This window comes from Mycobacterium sp. IDUB_5, assembly GCF_055419565.1.
This window is the reverse complement of record NZ_JBVAXX010000001.1, coordinates 844,757-863,322: the sequence shown is the minus strand read 5'-3', so window position 1 is coordinate 863,322 and position 18,566 is coordinate 844,757. Positions and strand designations below refer to the sequence as shown.

General features: G+C 70.1%; 20 protein-coding genes and 1 pseudogene. 6 read left to right on the top strand and 15 right to left on the bottom strand.

Annotated elements, in window-relative coordinates:
* Nucleotides 1-19: 19 nt before the first annotated feature.
* Entirely contained in the window at nt 20-1,144 is a 1,125-nt protein-coding gene (menE, locus tag ACZY1G_RS04275; RefSeq protein WP_463821680.1) for an o-succinylbenzoate--CoA ligase, read from the top strand.
* On the opposite strand, the gene ACZY1G_RS04270 is transcribed toward menE, so the two are convergent.
* From ACZY1G_RS04270 to ACZY1G_RS04240, 7 genes are read right to left on the bottom strand one after another with little or no spacing between them, the layout of a single operon-like run.
* The gene (locus ACZY1G_RS04270) at nt 1,141-1,311 is read right to left on the bottom strand and encodes a CsbD family protein (protein ID WP_463813777.1); all 171 of its coding nucleotides are present in this window, start codon (nt 1,309-1,311) and stop codon (nt 1,141-1,143) included. The genes menE and ACZY1G_RS04270 overlap by 4 nt on opposite strands.
* A 6-nt stretch (nt 1,312-1,317) precedes the next feature.
* Nucleotides 1,318-2,901: a phospholipase D-like domain-containing protein gene (locus ACZY1G_RS04265; protein WP_463821679.1), complete on the bottom strand. Its 1,584-nt coding sequence runs from the start codon at nt 2,899-2,901 to the stop codon at nt 1,318-1,320.
* Complete coding sequence (locus tag ACZY1G_RS04260; protein ID WP_463821678.1) at nt 2,898-3,443, bottom strand: Asp23/Gls24 family envelope stress response protein; 546 nt, start codon at nt 3,441-3,443, stop codon at nt 2,898-2,900. The genes ACZY1G_RS04265 and ACZY1G_RS04260 overlap by 4 nt, the downstream gene beginning before the upstream one ends.
* The gene (locus ACZY1G_RS04255; protein ID WP_463821677.1) at nt 3,440-4,042 is read right to left on the bottom strand and encodes a DUF6286 domain-containing protein; all 603 of its coding nucleotides are present in this window, start codon (nt 4,040-4,042) and stop codon (nt 3,440-3,442) included. The genes ACZY1G_RS04260 and ACZY1G_RS04255 overlap by 4 nt, the downstream gene beginning before the upstream one ends.
* Complete coding sequence (locus ACZY1G_RS04250; protein WP_463821676.1) at nt 4,039-4,428, bottom strand: Asp23/Gls24 family envelope stress response protein; 390 nt, start codon at nt 4,426-4,428, stop codon at nt 4,039-4,041. The genes ACZY1G_RS04255 and ACZY1G_RS04250 overlap by 4 nt, the downstream gene beginning before the upstream one ends.
* Nucleotides 4,421-4,600 (bottom strand): hypothetical protein, encoded by a 180-nt coding sequence (locus ACZY1G_RS04245; protein WP_221361402.1) that lies wholly within the window; start codon nt 4,598-4,600, stop codon nt 4,421-4,423. Before ACZY1G_RS04245 ends, ACZY1G_RS04250 begins: the two co-directional genes overlap by 8 nt.
* A gap of 37 nt (nt 4,601-4,637) precedes the next feature.
* Nucleotides 4,638-5,081, bottom strand: coding sequence for an Asp23/Gls24 family envelope stress response protein (locus ACZY1G_RS04240; protein WP_463821675.1), 444 nt, complete (start codon nt 5,079-5,081; stop codon nt 4,638-4,640).
* Between the two features lie 211 nt (nt 5,082-5,292).
* Between ACZY1G_RS04240 and ACZY1G_RS04235 the strand changes: the two genes are divergently transcribed.
* Nucleotides 5,293-6,648: a hypothetical protein gene (locus tag ACZY1G_RS04235; RefSeq protein ID WP_463821674.1), complete on the top strand. Its 1,356-nt coding sequence runs from the start codon at nt 5,293-5,295 to the stop codon at nt 6,646-6,648.
* Here the strand turns inward: ACZY1G_RS04235 and ACZY1G_RS04230 are convergent.
* From ACZY1G_RS04230 to ACZY1G_RS04210, 5 genes are read right to left on the bottom strand one after another with little or no spacing between them, the layout of a single operon-like run.
* Entirely contained in the window at nt 6,574-7,056 is a 483-nt protein-coding gene (locus ACZY1G_RS04230) for a hypothetical protein (protein WP_463821673.1), read from the bottom strand. The genes ACZY1G_RS04235 and ACZY1G_RS04230 overlap by 75 nt on opposite strands.
* Nucleotides 7,053-8,159 carry a molybdopterin-dependent oxidoreductase gene (locus ACZY1G_RS04225; protein ID WP_463821672.1) on the bottom strand — a complete coding sequence of 369 codons (1,107 nt, stop codon included), beginning with the start codon at nt 8,157-8,159 and terminating at the stop codon, nt 7,053-7,055. The genes ACZY1G_RS04230 and ACZY1G_RS04225 overlap by 4 nt, the downstream gene beginning before the upstream one ends.
* Nucleotides 8,156-8,785 carry a methyltransferase domain-containing protein gene (locus tag ACZY1G_RS04220; RefSeq protein ID WP_463813768.1) on the bottom strand — a complete coding sequence of 210 codons (630 nt, stop codon included), beginning with the start codon at nt 8,783-8,785 and terminating at the stop codon, nt 8,156-8,158. Before ACZY1G_RS04220 ends, ACZY1G_RS04225 begins: the two co-directional genes overlap by 4 nt.
* Nucleotides 8,785-9,450, bottom strand: coding sequence for a TIGR04282 family arsenosugar biosynthesis glycosyltransferase (locus tag ACZY1G_RS04215; protein WP_463813767.1), 666 nt, complete (start codon nt 9,448-9,450; stop codon nt 8,785-8,787). Before ACZY1G_RS04215 ends, ACZY1G_RS04220 begins: the two co-directional genes overlap by 1 nt.
* Nucleotides 9,447-10,103: a glycosyltransferase family 2 protein gene (locus ACZY1G_RS04210; protein WP_463821671.1), complete on the bottom strand. Its 657-nt coding sequence runs from the start codon at nt 10,101-10,103 to the stop codon at nt 9,447-9,449. The genes ACZY1G_RS04215 and ACZY1G_RS04210 overlap by 4 nt, the downstream gene beginning before the upstream one ends.
* Before the next feature lie 102 nt (nt 10,104-10,205).
* Between ACZY1G_RS04210 and ACZY1G_RS04205 the strand changes: the two genes are divergently transcribed.
* The 3 genes from ACZY1G_RS04205 to ACZY1G_RS04195 all read left to right on the top strand — a co-directional run bounded on the left by ACZY1G_RS04205 (nt 10,206) and on the right by ACZY1G_RS04195 (nt 12,558).
* Nucleotides 10,206-10,919 (top strand): response regulator transcription factor, encoded by a 714-nt coding sequence (locus ACZY1G_RS04205; protein ID WP_463813765.1) that lies wholly within the window; start codon nt 10,206-10,208, stop codon nt 10,917-10,919.
* Nucleotides 10,906-11,931: a sensor histidine kinase gene (locus ACZY1G_RS04200; protein ID WP_463813764.1), complete on the top strand. Its 1,026-nt coding sequence runs from the start codon at nt 10,906-10,908 to the stop codon at nt 11,929-11,931. Before ACZY1G_RS04205 ends, ACZY1G_RS04200 begins: the two co-directional genes overlap by 14 nt.
* A gap of 186 nt (nt 11,932-12,117) precedes the next feature.
* The gene (locus ACZY1G_RS04195) at nt 12,118-12,558 is read left to right on the top strand and encodes an ester cyclase (protein WP_463813763.1); all 441 of its coding nucleotides are present in this window, start codon (nt 12,118-12,120) and stop codon (nt 12,556-12,558) included.
* 11 nt (nt 12,559-12,569) lie between these two features.
* Here ACZY1G_RS04195 and ACZY1G_RS04190 read toward each other — a convergent pair whose 3' ends face one another.
* From ACZY1G_RS04190 to ACZY1G_RS04180, 3 genes are read right to left on the bottom strand one after another with little or no spacing between them, the layout of a single operon-like run.
* A complete protein-coding gene (locus ACZY1G_RS04190) occupies nt 12,570-13,688 on the bottom strand; it encodes an NAD(P)H-dependent flavin oxidoreductase (RefSeq protein ID WP_463821670.1) in 1,119 nt (372 codons plus the stop codon).
* Nucleotides 13,689-13,721: 33 nt separating this feature from the next.
* Nucleotides 13,722-14,756 carry an NAD-dependent epimerase/dehydratase family protein gene (locus tag ACZY1G_RS04185; RefSeq protein ID WP_463821669.1) on the bottom strand — a complete coding sequence of 345 codons (1,035 nt, stop codon included), beginning with the start codon at nt 14,754-14,756 and terminating at the stop codon, nt 13,722-13,724.
* The gene (locus ACZY1G_RS04180; protein ID WP_463813760.1) at nt 14,753-15,529 is read right to left on the bottom strand and encodes an S-methyl-5'-thioadenosine phosphorylase; all 777 of its coding nucleotides are present in this window, start codon (nt 15,527-15,529) and stop codon (nt 14,753-14,755) included. Before ACZY1G_RS04180 ends, ACZY1G_RS04185 begins: the two co-directional genes overlap by 4 nt.
* 136 nt (nt 15,530-15,665) lie before the next feature.
* Between ACZY1G_RS04180 and ACZY1G_RS04175 the strand changes: the two are divergent.
* A pseudogene (locus ACZY1G_RS04175) lies at nt 15,666-18,560 on the top strand (arabinosyltransferase domain-containing protein); the annotation flags it as partial.
* Between the last annotated feature and the right edge of the window lie 6 nt (nt 18,561-18,566).

The window sequence follows — 18,566 nt, the reverse complement described above, 5'->3', positions numbered from 1 at the left end:
CACGCTGCGCACGCTCACCGTGGCGTCCGGCGCCGCCGCGCTGGCCGCCCTGCCTGACGTCGAAACGGCGCTGGGCGGCCGCGCGAGCCTGCTGCCCGTCCCCGCCGACGACCCGGAACAGTCCGCGATGATCGCCGGCGCGCTGCGCGCCGGTGAGGAGATCGACGACGCGGTGGCGGCGGTGCTGTCGACATCCGGCACGACCGGCACCCCGAAGGGCGCCCAGCTGAGTGTGTCGGCCCTGCTGGCCAGCGCGCACGCCACCCACGAGAGGCTCGGTGGGCCCGGACGGTGGCTGCTGGCCCTGCCCGCCTATCACGTGGCCGGATTCCAGGTCCTCGTACGCAGCGCGGTGGCCGGGACGACGCCGGTCTCGGTTCCCGCCGGTGCGCCGCCTGCCGACCTGGCGCAGGCGATCTCAGCGATGGGCCCGGGTCGCCGCTATGCCTCGCTGGTGGCCGCCCAGTTGACCAAGGCGCTGGACGACCCGGCGGCCGCCGATGCGCTGGCATCGCTGGACGCGGTGCTGATCGGCGGCGGTCCGATGCCCGCCTCGGTCGCCGAAAAAGCCTCAGCGGCAGGTGTTCCGACGATCCGCACCTACGGGATGAGCGAGACTGCGGGCGGTTGCGTGTACGACGGTGTGCCCCTGGGCGGGGTGCAGGTGGCCCTCGACGAATCCGGCCGCATCTCCCTGGGCGGCCCGACGGTGGCGCTCGGCTACCGCAATCCGATCTCACCCGACCCGTTCGCCGACCCGGGATGGTTCCGCACGGATGACATTGGTGCACTCGATGATTCGGGGGTGTTGAGAGTGTTGGGCCGCGTGGACGACGCGATCAGCACCGGCGGCCTGACAGTGTTGCCGGGGATCGTGGAAGCAGCCGTGGCGAGCCACCCCGCGGTGGCCGAATGCGCGGTGTTCGGGATGACCGACGAAAGACTGGGTCAGCGTGTCGTCGCCGCCGTCGTCGTGAAGGACGGGGCGACGATCACGCTGCCCGAGTTGCGTTCGCATGTCGCAGCGGAACTACCGGCGACGGCGGCACCCCGCGAGGTGCACGTCGTCGCCGAGCTGCCGCGGCGCGGTATCGGCAAGATCGACAGACGCGAACTCATCCGTCGATTCACCGTCGGCGATTAGCTCAGCTTGTCCTTGATGTTCTCGCCGACCTTCTTGGCGCCCGAGACGCCCTGATCCTTCTTGCCTTCGGCCTTCAGGTCGTCGTTGCCGGTGACGTCGCCGATCACTTCCTTGCCCTTGCCGATGGCGTCTTCAGCGGCGTTCTTGGCCTTGTCGATGAAACCCATGTCGTTTCACCCTTTCTCGTGATGAGCGCCCCCTGTGGGCGCTGACATCAGTTGGTCGTCTGCAAAGTCGGATTCCGTACGCGCCCAGGAGGTGATGTGCGACACGATGTTCGGGTAGGCGCGAGCAACGGGCCACAGCACCAGTCCGGTCACCAGGCTGGCCAGCCCTTCGAGAAGTGAGGGAGGCACGTGATCGGGGTCCATCAGGTCGTTCTCGCCGAGGGGTCCGGCGTCGCGCGAGATCATGAACCGGGTGAAAGACCGCAGCGAACGACCCGTGCTGCGCAGGGCGTCGACGGTGGCCAGGAACGAGCCGCGGCGCTCCAGCTCCCGGCGGAAATCGGTGACCGACACTCCGAGATGTTCGGCGACGAGATCGTCTCGCGCGAGCAGGATCTCGTGCGCCACGTCGGTACGTTCCCCTGCTTCGATGGCCACGTCACATTCACTGTCGAAGCCCAGCGATCGGTTGTTCAGATTCGACGAGCCGATCCGCAACAGTCGGTCGTCGATCACCATCACCTTCGAGTGCACGTAGACAGGCATGCCACCGGTGGTCACCGGCCAGTAGACGCCGAATCGGTTGTGCTCGTCGGCTTTCCACAGCTTGCGCAGTAGTCGCTCGCGGGCGCTGTCCATCGACTCCTGCTCGAGACGGCTCTCCGAGCTGCGCGGCAGGACGATCACCACCTCGGGGCCGTCGGGTTCGCGGAGCCTGGCTGCGAGCGCGTCGGCCAGGCGCCGGGACGCGAGATACTGGTTCTCCAAATAGATCACGGAGCGGGCGCTGGCGATCGCGGCGAGATTGAGGGCCTCGACCTCACGGACTTCCGCCCGCGCCCCGAAGGACGGAAGGGTGCGGGCGACCGCGACGTCGACGTCGCGGACGTCGGGGCGCAGCCCCCGCGGCCACGTCGGCCCCACGGGGGCCACCGGTTCGAGCTCGGTGCCCGTCGCATCGCGCCACCGCTGTCTGGCCTGTTCGGCCAACACCCGCGCCGCGGCGTCGTCGACCACGGCCGCGACCTCGTGACGAGGTCCGTAGGTGTGTCCTGCCGAGGAACGGCCACGGTCGTGGCGGGCGTGGTCGCGCCTGTCCCAGCGGCCCAGCGTCAGATCGATGCCGCCGCAGAACGCGACCGCATCGTCGATCACGACGATCTTCTGATGGTGCACGGCGCCGGTGGGCCGCGCGCCGTCGACCGCGAAGTGCATGCGCGGCAACGTGAATCGATTGACCAGCGAGACGGGGGTGAGACCGAACCAGAACTGGTCCAGTGCGGGCAGCAGGTTCAAGTTGGACTTGAGCAGGTAGACCTCGAGCTCGGGGCGTCGCCACACGAGCCAGGTCAGAAACAGCCCGAGAGTGTCAGGGCCGCTCAATGTGGAACCGGTGGGCTCGAAAGCCGTGCGCGCGTCCAGATCCCAGCCGATCAGCATGATCCGCCGCCGCGCGTTCAGCATCGCCTCTTTGACGTAGTAGAGGTAATCCGCACCGTCGACGAGCCGGCTGAAACTACCGGCGCGCTCTGTGCGCCAGCACGTCACACCCGGCTCGAGGACGGCACTCGTCTGCTCGTCAGTCGTCATCGCACGACAGTTCCGGCCTTGGTGTCGACGCGCAGAACGGTGCGGATCGCGACACTGTCGCCGAGCATCGCCGCGGCGGTGCGGGCGGTGTCGTCTGCTGCGACGATGGCAGCGGAGAGACCGGACCGGGCGGGGACGCGCGCGGTCAGCGTGACGGTGGGTCGCCCGCGATCGAGCGTGGCGCTGCCGGATGCCTTCGTGACCGCGGGGTCGGCGGCCAACGCGTCAGCGGCAGCCGAGGCCACGGAGGTGGCGTCGGCGGTCGCGGTGGCGTCACCCGTCAGATCGACCCGGGCGGCCTTGGGCGGCCAGCGATGGGCGGCGAGCCAGCGCAGTGCCAGCAGGATCGCCACGATGCCGGCACCGCCGAGTGCCCACGGCCACCAGGAGGCCGACGTCCAGCCCGGCAGCGGCGTCCGGAGGGCGCCGCTGGCGCCCAGATCCCCTTGGACCCAGGCGACGGCGGCCAAACCGAGCGCCACGAGGCCGATGCCTGTCAGAAGGGTCACGGCGCGGTCGAACGCGACAGCGGCGCGAGTCATGAGATCTCCTCTGTTCGGGTGCGGACGACGACGCGCGGCGGGCTCTGCAGCGCAGCGAGACTGCGTGTCACCGCGTCGGTGATGGTCCCACGCATCGCACCACTGTCGTCACGGGTGACGCGGCAGCGCACGACGACTCGTCGCCGGGATGACGTGGCACGCGCGTCGACCACACCGGCGACGTCGCGGGCCGCGGCCCCCGCCAGCGCGGCGATGCCGTCCACAGTCAGGTAGATGGGTGTCTGGGCGGTGACGGCCACCGCGGTGCGGCGGCGCGGTGCCAGTGCGACCGCCGCCACGACGAGACCGAGGAGGACCGCCGCGGCGCCGGCAACCGTCACCCACGCTGCGGGTTCGAAGCCGTCGACGGCGCCTGCGACAGCTGGCGACCACGTCGACCCCGAGGCCCAGCCCAATCCCACGACGGCGTCGCGGACGGCGACCACACCAAGTGCGGCGAGCAGGATGGCCAACAGAACCGCGACCTTGCTCGCTCCCGCCGCGGCGAGCGGAACGGGTGCCGCACGCACCGACAATTGTTGCGGTGCCTGGCTTTCTCGCGTCGTCTGAGCCTTCTCGGCCATTTCAGCCGTGGTCATGACAGTTTCCTCTCGGTACTGGGTGGCACGATCGTCGCCACGTGCACCGTGACGCCGTCGACCGTCAATCCGGCGTGGTCGCGCAACGCCGTCGTGATGCGACCGCGCGCATCCGCCGACAGCGCGGCCAGCGGCCGGCCCCATTCGGCGGCGACCTCGACCGCGGTGCGGACGTGGTCGCCCGCGACGACGGCGTCGACGCGCGGAAGGTCGTGGCCGACGAGATTGCTCAACACTTTCCCGTGCCGCCGCACCCCGGGGGTGGTCAGCACGGCAGCCTCCACCAGGTGCTCGATCGCGCGGTCGCGGACCCGGAGGCTGCCGCGATCACCGGGATCGGTGACCGCAGCCGCCTCGTCGACGACGGCCGCCGTGGTCTCAGCCACGGCCCCGGCCCTGCAGCCAAGTCGTCACGTCGAACTCGCCGTCGCGCTGGCCGCCGATCACGTAACCGATCGCGCCGAGCACGAGCGCGATGAGGAAGCCGGTGAATCCGCCGGCCGCAGCGGCCACCCCGAGAAGCACCCCGGCGAGCATGCCGACTGTTGCTGTGGTCATCGTTTCTCTCCTCTGCCGTACGTCGTCGGGTGGTCGGTCACTCGACCCGGCCCGAGCGGTCCTCGGTGTCGTCTCCGTCCTCGTCGGGCACGTGGATGTCGTGGACGGTGATGTTGACCTCGACGACCTCCAAGCCCGTCATGCGCTCCAGTGCGGCGATGACGTTACGGCGGATACCCGCTGCCACGTCGGAGATCGAGACGCCGTACTCGGCGACGATGTCGAGGTCGACCGCGGCCTGCTTCTCCCCCACCTCCACCGAGACGCCCTGGGAGTAGTTGGTGGATGCGCCGGGGATGCGGTCGCGCAGCGCGCCAACGGCGCGGCTGGCGTTCCCGCCGAGGTCGTGCACGCCGTGCACTTCGCGCGCCGCGAGGCCGGCGATCTTCGACACCACGACGTTGGCGATGGTGGTGCTGCCCTGGGTGGTCACCAGCGGGCCGGAGCTGGCCTTGGCAACGGTGGTGGTCGGGGTGGTCATGATGGTCCTCCTACGGTGATGTGTCAGTGTTCGTACACGTCTTCAGTCGTGGCTCGGGGTTCGATCCGAATGCCGGATCGGTGTAATCCCGCACACATCACCGCGCGTGCACATGCGCAGCAGGGCCGATTACCCCGCCGGAGCGCGACCTCAAACCGTTGTCATCGACACGTCAGACCTGCATCAGGTCGCGGTCCCTAGGCTGTCGGGGATGTCTGTGACTCGCAGAGAAGCAGTGGCCGTCACCGTCGCAGTGGTCCTCGTGGCGGCGGCGTTCGTCGTGCCGCGCCTGCACCTCCCCGTGGTGACACCGTTGCTCAACGCGAGCCCGGACCGGTTCCGCGACTTCGCCGACACAGCACCCATCTTCGGGTGGTGGAACGCCCACGTGGGGCCGGGCACGATTCCGGCGGTCGCGATCGGTCTGGCCGCTGTGCTGTGGGGACAGGCGCTGGCCGCGCGGCTGCCGTGGCGCGCGGTGCCGTGGGCGGCGTGGGCGACGTCGTGCGCGTGGGCATTCAGCCTGGCCATGGTGGACGGCTGGCAGCGCGGATTCGCGGGACGGCTGACCGCCCGCCACGAGTACCTGCGCCAGGTGCCGACGATCGACGACGTCGGCGAGGCGGTCCGCACCTTCGCCAGTCGAATCCTGGACTACCAACCGGACTCCTGGATCACCCACGTCTCCGGGCATCCCCCCGGTGCCCTGCTGACCTTCGTGTGGCTGGATCGCATCGGGCTCGGCGGCGGAGGGTGGGCCGGGCTGCTGTGCCTGCTGGCCGGCTCCAGCGCCGCGGCCGCGATTGTCGTAGCGGTGCGCGCGCTGAGCGACGAGGACACCGCGCGCCGGGCCGCCCCGTTCGTGGCGGTCGCACCGACGGCGATCTGGATCGCGGTCTCGGCCGACGGCTACTTCGCCGGGGTCGCCGCCTGGGGCATCGCCTTGCTGGCCCTCGCCGTCACCGGCTCGGCGCGGTGGCCCGTCGTAGCCGCGGCGGGAGCTGGGCTGCTGCTCGGCTGGGGCATCTTCTGCAATTACGGGCTGGGGTTGATGGCGCTGCCCGCAGTCGCAGTGCTGATCAGTGCGCGCAGCCGGCGCTCGCTGCTGACCGCGCTGGTGCCTGCGGTGCTCGCCGCGCTGCTGGTGGTCGGGATCTTCGCCGCCGCCGGATTCTGGTGGCTCGACGGGTACCACCTTGTACAGGAACGCTATTGGCAGGGCATCGCCAACGACCGGCCGTTCGCGTACTGGGGCTGGGCCAACCTGGCGGCGGTGGTGTGTGCGATCGGGCTCGGTAGCGTGGCAGGGCTGAGCCGGATCGTCGATCTGACGGCGTTGCGGCACCGCAGCGGAGTGCACCTGGTGGTCTTCGGCGCGCTACTGGCCATCGTGGCAGCCGACCTGTCCCGGCTCAGCAAGGCCGAGACCGAACGCATCTGGTTGCCGTTCATGGTGTGGTTGGTGGCTGCGGCGGCTCTGCTCCCGCGACGCTCACACCGATGGTGGTTGGCGCTCAACGTGATCGGCGCGCTGGCCATCAACCACCTGATCCTGACGAACTGGTAGGACCCGCTGCGCGCGAAACCGCTGCCAGAGGACGCAGAGCGGCACGCACGCCCAGACCACAGCCAGCGCGATCCAGAACCCGGGCACGTAGTCGCGGTCGAGCACCGTCGTGTTGTCCGGTCGCATGCCCGGCTTGTCGTACACCGGCACCGCCAACAGTGCCAGCACCACGCTGCACAGGGCGGCGACGGCCACCGGTGCGCGCCAGCCGGCAGGCACCAGTCGTCGTGCCGCGAAACCCAGCGCCGCGCACGCCGGCGCGAACACGAAGTCATGCAGTATCACCCCGGCCGCCGCCCAGATCGCGATCCGCATCAGCACCACCGGCGGATCGTCGACCAGTAGGAGCGCCCCGTAGGCCGCGAGCGCCAGTCCCGCGGCAACCAGCACAGCGCGTATGACCGTCACGGCACCACCTCGATGCGGGTCAGCCATTTCGTCTGCAGCACACCGGGTCTCGACGGTGCGATCAATCGGCACGGATAGCCGTGGTCCAGGTTCAACGTCTCACCGTTCAACCGCAGCGCGATCAGCGTCATGTCGTCGCGCGCATGGCGGGCCGGGAGCACGGTGCGCGAGTACGGCCCCGGGCCTTCCAGCGAGATCATCCGAACGTCGGAGTCCGGTGCCGCGCCGACCGCGGCGAGCAGCTGCGCGAGCACCACCCCGGTCCACTCCGCGTCGGCGCTCCACCCCTCCACGCACGCGATCGGCAACCGGTGCGTGCTCTGAGGCAGTGCGGCGAGCTCGGCGACGCTGAACTGACGGCTGCGGGAGCCGTTGACGACGGTCAGCCGGTACTCGGGTGAGCGGGCCCCGGCGATCACGCCCGCCGCGATCGCCGAGCGGTTCACGGGAACACCTTGTGGCCCTTGGCCCGAACGCGGCGCCAGCACCGAGACACGGCGCAGCAGCGGAACCGTCTGGCCCACCGTGACGACGGTAGCCGCCGCCACCGCCAGCCACGTCCCGACCAGTACCGCGCGCCGGGACGGGCCCTGGCCGCGCGCGACCGGATCGTCGAGAGGCTCACCGAGCGCGCGCCGGATCACCGGCAGCTTGACCCCGATGTGCACCACGACCGCGCCGATCGCGACGTAGGCGACCGCGTAATGGGCTGTGGTGAAGAAGAATCCGAACACATACCATTGCGCGGTGTTGAGCAGCCCGGTGCTCAACTGGAAGATCATCGATGCGACCAGCACGAGGATGGAGAGCCGTTCCAGGGCACGGACCGGGCCACCGAGCAGCGGCCGCTCGAACAGCTTCGGCCACACCGACCACAGCTTGACCACGAGCAGGGGGATGGCGGCGATACCGCTGGCGACGTGCAGACCCTGCGTGACGCGATACAGCCACACCGGTCGGGTGGGCCACCAGAACCAGGGCTGGGGATGTTGGATGAAGTGGCTGATCAGGCCGGTGAGGAAGCAGATCCCCACGGCCACACCGAGAGCCAGCCCGACCCTGGCGGTGATCGCGGTGCCGCGCAGAGTCGAGGTGCGGGTCACGCTGCGGCGAGGGTGGCGACCACCCTCGTGCCGATGTGGCGGATGCCCGCGACCGCGAGCCCCACCTCGGCAGCCAGCGCGGGCATGCTGTCGATACCGACCGACGCCCACTTGAACCACGGGCCGATCGTGCGCGATGACTCCAGACGCACCCATCCGACGTCGATTCCGATTGCTGCGGAATCGAATTCGACCAGACACTGGCCGCCGCTGCGCAGCAACTCCGCCGCGCGGCTGAGAACCTTCACCGGATCGCCGCCGAGCCCGACGTTGCCGTCGGCCAGCAGCACGGTCTGCCAGCGGCCCGTTCCGGGGAGCGGCTCGAACAGGTCCCGATGCAGCGCGGGCGCACCGCTGCTGCGAGCCAGCGCGACAGCGGTGGCTGACAGATCGACGCCAAGCGCCGGCACGCCGCGCTGCACCAGATGCGACACCAAACGCCCTGGCCCACAACCCAAATCGATCGTCGGACCCTCGCACATGTCGACGACCGCGGTGTCGAACCGGTCGTCGGCGTGCCTGCCGCCCAACCAGCTGTGCACCGGCAACCGGCTCACCCGCCCGTCGTCGCGGCGCACCCAACATCGTTCCCCGGTCAGGGCTCGGTCGTAGAGCTGTCCGAACATCAGGCCTCCACCGTCGCAGTGATCCGGCTGAACCGCGAGCCCACCGGGCAGGCTCTGCGCACCGCCTCGACGTCGTCGATCGTGTCGACGTCGGCGAGTTCGGGGACAAGGCCTACGGATAATCCGGTGTCCCTCAGCGCGGCCAGAGTTACGGCACCCGTGTCGGGCGCCGACATCGGCACCCCACGCAGACACTCGGCATAGGAGGCGGCCCGCACACCCAGCACCCACCAGCCACCGTCGCGGGCCATGCCCAGCACGGCGTCGTCGTCGGTCAATCCCTGCACGCACTCGGCCAACAGATGCGGTGTCACCTGCGGCGTGTCCATCCCGATCTGCACCACCGCGGTCGCCCCCGTGGCCTCCGCGGCGTCGATGTGGGCGTTGGCGAGCCGATCGGCGAAGCCGTCTCCGCGCTGGGGCACCACGACGAAATCGCGGAGCCGCGAACGGATCTCCGCGGAACGGGCCGCGGCGTCGAGATCGCCGGTCATCGCAACCACCCGAGCATCGGAGGAGGTGCCCGCCACGGCGTCGAGGGTGTCCAGCAGCGCCGCCGCGGCGATCTCGGCAGCCGTGGCGTCACCGACGGTGGCGGCCAGCCGGGTCTTCGCCAACCCCGGCACCGGAGCCTTGGCCACCACGAGCAGACACGTGCGGCTCACCGGATCACCTTCATGAAGTCCAGCGCGGCGATGGCGCTGCCGCGCATCGAGCCGCTCACCTTCGAGGTGCCGCCCGTGCGGGGGCCGTAGGCAACGTCACGTTCGACGACGGTCCAGCCCGCCTGCGCCGCCTTCACCAACAACTCGAGCGGATAGCCCGACCGGCGATCGGCGACACCCAGCCCGAGCAGCGCGTCGCGGCGCGCCACCCGCATCGGCGCGATGTCGTGAACCGGCAGGCCATAGCGGCTGCGGAGCCGCCAGCAGACCGCCGTGGTGCCGAGGCGCGCGTGCCACGGCCACGTCAGCCCGGGAGTGGCGCGGCGCCGGCCGATCGCCATGTCGGCGCCCCGCTCGACGTCCTCGACGAGGGCGGGAAGGTCCTGCGGGTCCAGCGAACCATCGCCGTCGAGCACAGCCACGAGCGGCGTCTCCGCCGCCTCGACCCCCGCGTGCACGGCCGCGCCGTATCCCGGCGTGGTCTCGGCAACGACGGCGGCGCCGTATCGACGCGCCACCAGCGCGGTCCCATCGGTGCTGTTGTTGTCCACCACGACAGCCCGATACCCCGCAGGTACAGCCGCCAACACCCCCGGCAGTGACTCTGCCTCGTTGAGGCACGGGAGCACCACCGTGACGGGACAGACGGGCATGTTTCGCAACGCTAGGCGAGGCGGACGGCGTGCGCGAGTGGCAAGCCTGACGAATCCATGACATAGGTGCAGGTCGTGGGGGTCTGCGGCTAACCTCGGGGGGTGACCCGTGTGCTGATCGCCGACGACGACGACGTCGTCCGCGATGTCGTGCGCCGCTACCTCGAGCGCGATGGCCTCGATGTGTCGACCGCGCACGACGGCACGGAGGCCCTGCGACTCCTCGGCTCCCAGCGCATCGACGTGGCCGTACTGGACGTGATGATGCCCGGCCCGGACGGTCTGTCCTTGTGCCGTAACCTGCGCAAACGCGGCGGTTATGCCGTGCCGGTGATCCTGCTGACCGCGCTCGGCGAAGAGGACGACCGCATCGCGGGGCTCGAGGCGGGCGCCGACGATTACCTGACGAAACCCTTCAGTCCGCGTGAGCTCGCGCTTCGGGTGCGCTCGGTGCTGCGCCGCGCCCCCGCGGCCCCGGGTGTGCTGCCGATGGAGCTGCGAGCGGGAGAGCTGACCGTGTCGACCGCGTCGCGCACCGTCAGCTCAGCGGGCAAACCCGTCAGCCTCACCAACCGAGAATTCGACCTCCTACTGTTCTTCCTCACCCACACCGACAACGTCTTCACCCGCGAAGACCTGCTCAAGCAGGTGTGGCATTGGGACTTCGGTGACCTCTCGACGGTGACCGTGCACGTCAAGCGGCTGCGGTCCAAGCTCGGCGACCGCCACCGGGTGCAGACGGTGTGGGGTCGCGGCTACATGTGGGCCTCCGAAGGCTCCGAGGCGAGCGCCGGAGCACCGGGTGCCGACGACTGAATTCTGGGAGATCGTCGGTTGGGCCTTGGCATGCTCGGTGCCGGTGGTCCTGATCGGAGCTGCGGTGATCCGGTTGGCGCGAACGTGGTCGCTGGCCGTCAGCATGGTCGTGCTCGTGCTCATCCCGGTACTCGCGACGTTGGCCGGGGTGATCGGTGCCAGCGGATTCATGATCACCGAGACGTTCGAGCGCACCGTGATGGTGCTGGTCATCGTCTCCGTCGTGACGATCCCCGCCGCCGTGATGCTGGGCCGCTACCAGGCCAGACGAACGGTGTGGGAGGCCGAGATCCGCGACTCCGAACGCGCCGCCGAGCACTCCCGGCGCCGGCTCGTCGCGTTCGTCAGCCATGACCTGCGCACACCGCTGGCCGGAATCCGTGCCGTGTCGGAAGCCATCGCCGACGGCGTGGTCCCCGACGACGAGGTGCGCGTGCACGCAAAACACATCGAGCACGAGTCGGTGCGGCTGTCCGAGATGGTCGACGACCTGTTCGAGATGTCGAAGATCAACGCCGGCGCGCTGACGCCGTCGTTCGACAAGGTGGCCCTGGACGAGGTCGTCGACGACGTGCTGGCCGCGCACCGCATCGCGGCCGAACGCGCCGGGGTTCATTTGGAGGCGAACCTGCCCGAGGAGCCGGTGCGGGTGGTCGGCAGCGACCGGGCGCTGGTGCGGGTGCTGTCGAACCTGGTGGCGAACGCGATCGCGCACACGCCCGAAGGCGGCAGGGTCGAGCTCGCGTTGGGCGCCGACGAGAACAGCGCATGGGCTCGGGTCGACGACACGGGCGTGGGCATCGACGAGGCGGACCTGCCGCGCGTCTTCGACGTCGCCTATCGCGGATCGAACAGCCGAGTGCCACGCGCCGACTCGTCACTGCCGAGCGGCTCCGGGCTGGGCCTGGCGATCGCGGCCGGGCTGGTGCAGGCACACCGCGGCACGCTGTCGGCGCACAATCTGCCGACGGGCGCGCGCTTCGAGGTGCGGCTCCCGCTCGCCATCGACTGAGCTCGGTGTCGCGAGAGTGCCTCCTCGGTAGTGGCGGTAGCTGTGCAGCTACCGAGAGCGCACTTTCGCGGGCGGGGTGTGAATCACCGAGCAAGAGCGGAGAACGGCAATAGCACTCCCGAGACTCAGGGGCGGCCTACAGTCACTACGTTGACCATGAGGTCAATTCTTCAGGAGGAGGCCTCCATGACAACGGTCAGCGACACCACCAGCCTTCGGCAGCGCCGCGAGGACATCGTGAACGAGCACGCAGAGGCAGAGAACCGACACGATGTCGAGGCGACGATAGCTACCTTTCACCACGCACGGTACGAAGTGAACGGCGTTCCGAGCGACGGTGGCGATGCTGTTCGAGAGCTCCTCGAGGGTTTCATGGCCGGTCTCCCCGACTTGCACGCCGAGATCGGCACAATGCGTCATGCCGACGACGCCGTATTCGGTGAGGGACGGATCACCGGAACCCACGACGGCGAATGGGCCGGCATCCCCCCAACCGGACGCCGCGTTGAGATTCCGATAGTGGGGATCTTCGAGTTCGACGGCGATCGACTGTTGTGCGAGAAGGTCTACTTCGACATGGCCGCCGTGCTGACTCAGATGGGTGTTCTTCCACCGCTCAGCCAGTAGCGCGTGCCGGGTCAGCCGGGCAGTGAGTTGCTCAGGCGATCCGCCGCGGCCAGGTAGTCCTCGATGAACTCACGGACCACCTCGCGGGCCGGCTTCACCTTGTTCATCAGCCCGACGCCCTGCCCGACGAAATAGGTGGCCAGCGCCTGGGCGCCTTCATGTCCCTGTGCGGCGAGCACGTCGATGCGGCGGATCACCGGCTCGCACAGCATCGACTGCAGCGGCAGCGGCAGCGGCTGATGGCCCTCGGAGTTCGGCTGCCACGCATCGGTCCACTCCGACTTCAGCTGCCTTGACGGCTTGCCCGTCCGCCCTGCCGACCGCACGGTGTCGCGCGAGGAGGCGGCCAGCATCTTGGCCACCGTGTGCGGCGCCGTCTCGGCTTCCTCGGTGGTCAGCCACACCGACCCCGTCCACGCGCCTGCCGCACCCATCGCGACCATGCCGGCCATCTGCCGACCGGTCACGATGCCGCCGGCCGCCAGAACGGGCACAGCCCCGTCGACGGCCTCGATGACTTCTGGCACCACGACGAGCGTGCTCACCTCGCCGCAGTGGCCGCCGGCCTCGGTGCCTTGAGCGACGATCAGGTCCACGCCCGCGGCGACCTGCTTGACCGCGTGTTCCTTGGCACCGACCAGGGCCGCGACCGGGATGCCGCGCTCCTTGCCCGCCGCGATCATGTAGTCCGGTGGCACGCCGAGCGCGTTGGCGATCAGCTTGACCGGGTGCGTCAGCGCGACGTCGAGCAGCTCCGGGCCGGTGTTGCCCGACAGCGACGAGCCGCCGAGCCTGCGCTCCGGCTCGGGCTCGATGTCGTGGGCGCGCAGGAGATCGTCGACGAGCTCGCGGTAGCTCTGCGGAATCCGCGACGCGAGGTCGGAGCCCGACAGCTTCTCCCCCTTGCCCTCGAACTTCGCGGGCACGATCAGGTCCACGCCGTAGGGCTTGCCGCCCACCGCGTCGTCGATCCAGCCCAGCTCGCGGTCCAGCTGCGCCGGGCTGTACGCCGTCGCGCCGAGCACACCGAACCCACCGGCATTGGTGACCGCGGCAACCACGTCCCTGCAGTGGCTGAACGCGAACAAGGGAAAGTCGATACCGAACTGGTCGCACAACGCTGAGCTCATGCGGTCAGTATTACTTGACAGTTGTCAAGAATGCTAGACGCCCCGGAGCGGCGCCGTCGCGAACTCCGCCAGACCGTCGGCCGGAGTCACCGCCGCGCGGAAGCCGAGCACCCGCGCCGCCTTCGCCGGATCCGCGACGATGTGCCGGACGTCGCCACTGCGGTATTGCCCCGTCACGAGCGGCGTCACATCACCGCGCGCCTCGCACAATGCCGCGGCGACATCGAGGATCGCGATCGGCCGACCCGAGCACACGTTAAACGCATCGAACCCCTGGGCGTCCGCCTGCACCGCCGCCACGTTGGCCGCCGCGACGTCGTCGACGTGGACGAAGTCCCGCATCTGCCCGCCGTCCTCGTAAACCTTTGGCACATCGCCCTTTTCGAGCGAAGAGCGGAAGATCGCGGCGACACCCGAGTAGGGGGTGTCGCGCGGCATACCGGGCCCGTAGACGTTGTGGTAGCGCAGCGCCACGACCGAACCGCCCGTCGACTCGCTCCACGCGATCGCAAAGTGCTCCTGGGCCACCTTGCTCGCCGCGTACAGGCTTCGCGGGCGCAGCGCGGCGTCCTCGTCGACCAGCGCCCAGTCCACCCGCTCGCCACCGACCGGGCAGAGATGGTCGAACATCCCCGCATCCAGATCCTCGCGGCGCCGCGGCTGCGGCTCGACGTCTCCGTGCTGCGGGCACACGAACCGGCCCTGGCCGTAGACCACCATCGACGACGCCAGCACCAGGCGCTGACATCCGGCGGCGAACATCTCGGCCAGCAGCACCGCGGTGCCCAGGTCGTTGTGCGACGCGTAGGACGGCGCATCGGCGGCGTTGACTCCGGCGCCGACCACCGCGGCCTGGTGGCAGACGACGTCGACACCGTCGAGCACCCGCGCAACAGCGGTAGCGTCCCGGACATCGACGTGCGCGACACCGTCCGGCAGTTCGGCGCCCTCCCCGTGGGCGGCGGGCAGCATCGCGTCGACCGCGACGACGTCATGGCCGGCGTCGGTGAGCTGCGCCCAGATGCGGGACCCGATGAAGCCGGCCGCGCCGGTCAGCAGCACCCTCACGGCAGGTCGAACGGCAGCTCGACACCGGCGTGGGGCAGGCAGTGGGTGCAGGTGCGCTCGGAGGAGACGTTGGCGATCGCCTCGTGCACGAGCTGCTTGAACGGCACCAGGTTGCGCTGGAACTCGGCGAAGACGTCGACGGCCGTCACCCCCTGCCCCGACTCGATACCCGCATCCAGATCAGTGACCAAAGCGATTGCCGCATAACACATCTCGAGTTCGCGTGCGAGTACCGCCTCCGGGTATCCGGTCATGTTGACCAGCCGGAAACCCTGACCGGCGAACCACTGACTCTCCGCGCGGGTGGAGAACCGCGGGCCCTGGATCACCACCATCGTGCCGCCGTCGACCACGTCCGGCAGCCCGGTCACCGCCTCACGCAGCGTCGGGCAGTACGGATCGGCGAAGCCGACGTGGATGCCGCCGGAATCGAAGTACGTGTCCGCTCGGCCCGAGGTGCGGTCCACGAGCTGATCGGGCACCACCATCGCGCCGGGACCGAGCGCAGGATCGAGACTGCCCACCGCACAGGGACCGAAGATGCGCCGCACCCCGAGTGCGCGTAACGCCCACATGTTGGCGCGGTAGGGCACGGTGTGCGGCGAGAACTCGTGCTCCGTGCCGTGGCGCGGCAGGAAAGCCACCTCGTGCTCGCCGACCGTTCCGACCGTGATCGCTGCACTGGGTGCGCCGTAGGGGGTGTCCAGATTGACGGTCCGTGCGTCGGCACCGAAGAACGAATAGAACCCGCTGCCGCCGATCACTCCCAGCACTCACTGCTCCTCACGTCCACCGACACTGGGCCCATTGTGGTGCATCGGTCCGACCCACCGTCCATGACGTTGCTGTGACGTCCCGGGATGGGCCGGTGGGACGAGCACCCACACCGTGCAGGCTGACCGCAACGCTATGCGGCCCCACATGTCGAGACCCTGGACCTGGATCGCCATCCTCGTCGGCATCGCCGGGGTGGCGAGCGCCCTCACTCTCCCGTTCGCCCCCGTCGTCGCGCAGACGACGACGCTGGCCTGGCCCGCCCCGGGCGGGCCCGCGGTCTCGAGCACCGTGCTGACGGTGCCCTACCGCCCGATGAACCTCACAGCCACGCTGCCGTGTCCGGTGTTGCGCGCGGCCGCTGCACAGCCGGCGACAGTCACCGTCCTGAGCACAGGAGACGGCGGGCTGACGGTGACCGGCAGCCCCGGCAGCGTGGTGTTGCGGATCGGCGAGAGGGCCGAGACGATTCCGGTTCCCCCGGATCCGGCGGACTGCCGGGTCAGCGTCGAGGCGGGTCCTTCGGGGATCTCGGTACTGCAGGCAGACGGACGCGTCACCTACCTCGCCGACCAGCTCGTGCCCGAGGTGTTCGAGCTGCGCACCGACCTCGACCCGTCCCTCACGGTCGGACTGTCGGTGACGGCCGTGATCGGAGGCCCGTTCGGTACGACGCCGACGACGGCCAAGGCGGTGCTCGTCGCGGTGCAGCTGCTCTGCGCCGCTACGGCGCTCACGCTGCTGCTGCGTGGTCGTGTCCGGCGGCCCCGCCTTCGGTGGCCCCGGCTGTGGTGGATCGACGCCGCGGTACTCACCATCCTGTGCGGGTGGGCCGTCATCGGCCCGCTCGCGGTCGACGACGGCTGGGCCACGACGATCGCCCGGACCGTCACCGCGACGGGCGACCCCGGCAACTACTACCGCTGGTGGAACGCGGCAGAAGTCCCGTTCGCACTAAGTCAGGAGATGCTCGCCCCGCTGACCCGGATCAGCCTCGCCCCGCTGTGGCTGCGCGTCCCCAGCACCCTCCTGGCGATGGCCACGTGGTTCGTGCTCAGTCGCGGCGTCCTCGGCGCGGCCTTGCCGCGTCACACCGGCCGCGTGCGGCTGCTGGCCGCGCTCTGCCTGCTCGTCACGTGGCTGCCGTTCAACCTCGGCACACGCCCGGAGTCTTTCGTGGCGCTCGGGGCCACCGCGGCGCTCGCGCTCGCCTGGCGGACGCGTGGTCCGGCCGGGTTGGCACTGCTTGCGCTCGTCGTCGCGCTGACGGTCCCGATCAGCCCCACCGGCGTGCTCGTCGCCGCCCCGATCCTGGTCTTCGCCGACCGACTTCGTGCCGCCACGCACGCGTCCAGCCGGCTGCAGCTCGCGGCCATCCTCGCATCGGTGTGCAGCGTCGGCGCCGTCACGCTCACCGTGATCTTCGCCGACCAGACCTGGGACGCGCTGGTCACCGCCACGCACTGGCACAACATGTTCGGTCCGTCGCTGCCGTGGTACGACGAGCCGACGCGCTACCGCTACCTCCTACAGGCCGACCAGCAGGGCAGTATGGCCAAACGGCTACCGATCCTCGTCACGATCGCGCTGCTGCCGATCGCCGCCACGGCGGCGCTGCTGCGCCGGGACCGCGTGGGCGCGGCCGCGCTGCGCCTGGCGGCGGTCGTCGTGGTGATGCTCGCGTTGTTCGCGACCGGCCCGTCGAAGTGGTCGTACCACTTCGGGGCCGGCGCCGGGGTGTTCGCCGCGTTCCTGACGGTGACGACGGTGCTGGTGACGCGGCGGGCGCGCACCGCTGACCGAGTGCTGGCCGGAGCCGGGGTGGTCGGCTCGGCGCTGCTGGCTGCGGCGGCGGCGCTGGCGTTCTCCGGCCCCTCCGCGTGGTGGCTGCCCGCGCTCTACGACGTGCCGTGGGCGTCGTCGCCGATACGTCCCGCGGGTGTGGCGCTGGACAACCCGCTGCTGTGGGCCGCGCTGCTCGCGGCAGGCGCGGCCGCGCTCGTCGCGGCCCGAGCGCAGCTCACCGCCCTTCTCACCGCGGCGCCGGCGGTGCTGACCGTGGTGTCGTTCGGCACCGTGGTGGTGCTGCTACTCGGCTCCTTCGCCGCAGCTCCCCTGCGGCGATCGGCGGGATCGCTGGCGATGGTCAACCTGCACCGGCTCGCCTCGACGCGCGTGTGCGGACTGGCCGACGACATCGAGTTGCTACCGGACGGCGAGGTGTTGACGGCGGCCGAATCAGCCTCCCGCTCCGACGGTTTCGTTGCCGGCGGGGGCTACGCTCCCGGCGCACCGCCACCGGATCCGCCAGGCACCGGTACGTCGACCTACCTGTGGGGCAGCCGCACTCCGGGCCCGTCAGCCACCGGCTCGATCACCACCGAATGGTTCTCCCTACCCGCACTTGCGCCGAATCTCGGTGTTGCTCTGTCGGTTTCAGGACGCACCTCGGGCGGCAACGCACTGACCCTGGAATTCGGCCGGGCCGACGGCGGCGCTGTCGCGGCACTGGGCAGCAGCACACCGGTGGACCGGCCCGCTTCTGACGAAGTGCCGACCCAACCACTGTGGCGCTCGATCGGTGTCGACGCCGCCGTGGTGCCTGCGGGGGCGGACCGGGTCCGCGTGCGCGCGGTGGACGGCCGGACCGACGAGCTGGGCTGGTTGGCCTTCACCGGGCCGCGTCTGCGCTCGACGATCCCCCTCACCGCGTTCCTCGCGGCGAACGGTCCCGTGCTGATCAGCTGGCCGCTGGCGTTCCTGTTCCCGTGCGTGCACAACATCCCCACGATTGCCGGCGGTCTGGCGCAGACGCCCCGGACCGTCATCGAGTCTCCGCGCCCGTGGCTCACCGAAGACCGTGACCCCGCCGTCGGCGGGACGTTCGCCGGCCTGACCGGGTCGACGGTCCTGGGCGAGATCCCCAGCCGGGTGATCGGACACCCCGACCTCGACTGGGGCACGGTGCGTGTCGTCAACACACGCTTCCAACGAGATTCCTACGCGCGCACCACCACTCGCGCGACGGTCTGGGGT

What these genes read in the sequence shown, in the direction of transcription:
- ACZY1G_RS04270 (WP_463813777.1), bottom strand. Translation starts at nt 1,311, where the DNA reads ATGGGTTTCATCGACAAGGCCAAGAACGCCGCTGAAGACGCCATCGGC.
- ACZY1G_RS04265 (WP_463821679.1), bottom strand. Translation starts at nt 2,901, where the DNA reads ATGACGACTGACGAGCAGACGAGTGCCGTCCTCGAGCCGGGTGTGACG.
- ACZY1G_RS04260 (WP_463821678.1), bottom strand. Translation starts at nt 3,443, where the DNA reads ATGACTCGCGCCGCTGTCGCGTTCGACCGCGCCGTGACCCTTCTGACA.
- ACZY1G_RS04255 (WP_463821677.1), bottom strand. Translation starts at nt 4,042, where the DNA reads ATGACCACGGCTGAAATGGCCGAGAAGGCTCAGACGACGCGAGAAAGC.
- ACZY1G_RS04245 (WP_221361402.1), bottom strand. Translation starts at nt 4,600, where the DNA reads ATGACCACAGCAACAGTCGGCATGCTCGCCGGGGTGCTTCTCGGGGTG.
- ACZY1G_RS04240 (WP_463821675.1), bottom strand. Translation starts at nt 5,081, where the DNA reads ATGACCACCCCGACCACCACCGTTGCCAAGGCCAGCTCCGGCCCGCTG.
- ACZY1G_RS04235 (WP_463821674.1), top strand. Translation starts at nt 5,293, where the DNA reads ATGTCTGTGACTCGCAGAGAAGCAGTGGCCGTCACCGTCGCAGTGGTC.
- ACZY1G_RS04220 (WP_463813768.1), bottom strand. Translation starts at nt 8,785, where the DNA reads ATGTTCGGACAGCTCTACGACCGAGCCCTGACCGGGGAACGATGTTGG.
- ACZY1G_RS04210 (WP_463821671.1), bottom strand. Translation starts at nt 10,103, where the DNA reads ATGCCCGTCTGTCCCGTCACGGTGGTGCTCCCGTGCCTCAACGAGGCA.
- ACZY1G_RS04195 (WP_463813763.1), top strand. Translation starts at nt 12,118, where the DNA reads ATGACAACGGTCAGCGACACCACCAGCCTTCGGCAGCGCCGCGAGGAC.
- ACZY1G_RS04190 (WP_463821670.1), bottom strand. Translation starts at nt 13,688, where the DNA reads ATGAGCTCAGCGTTGTGCGACCAGTTCGGTATCGACTTTCCCTTGTTC.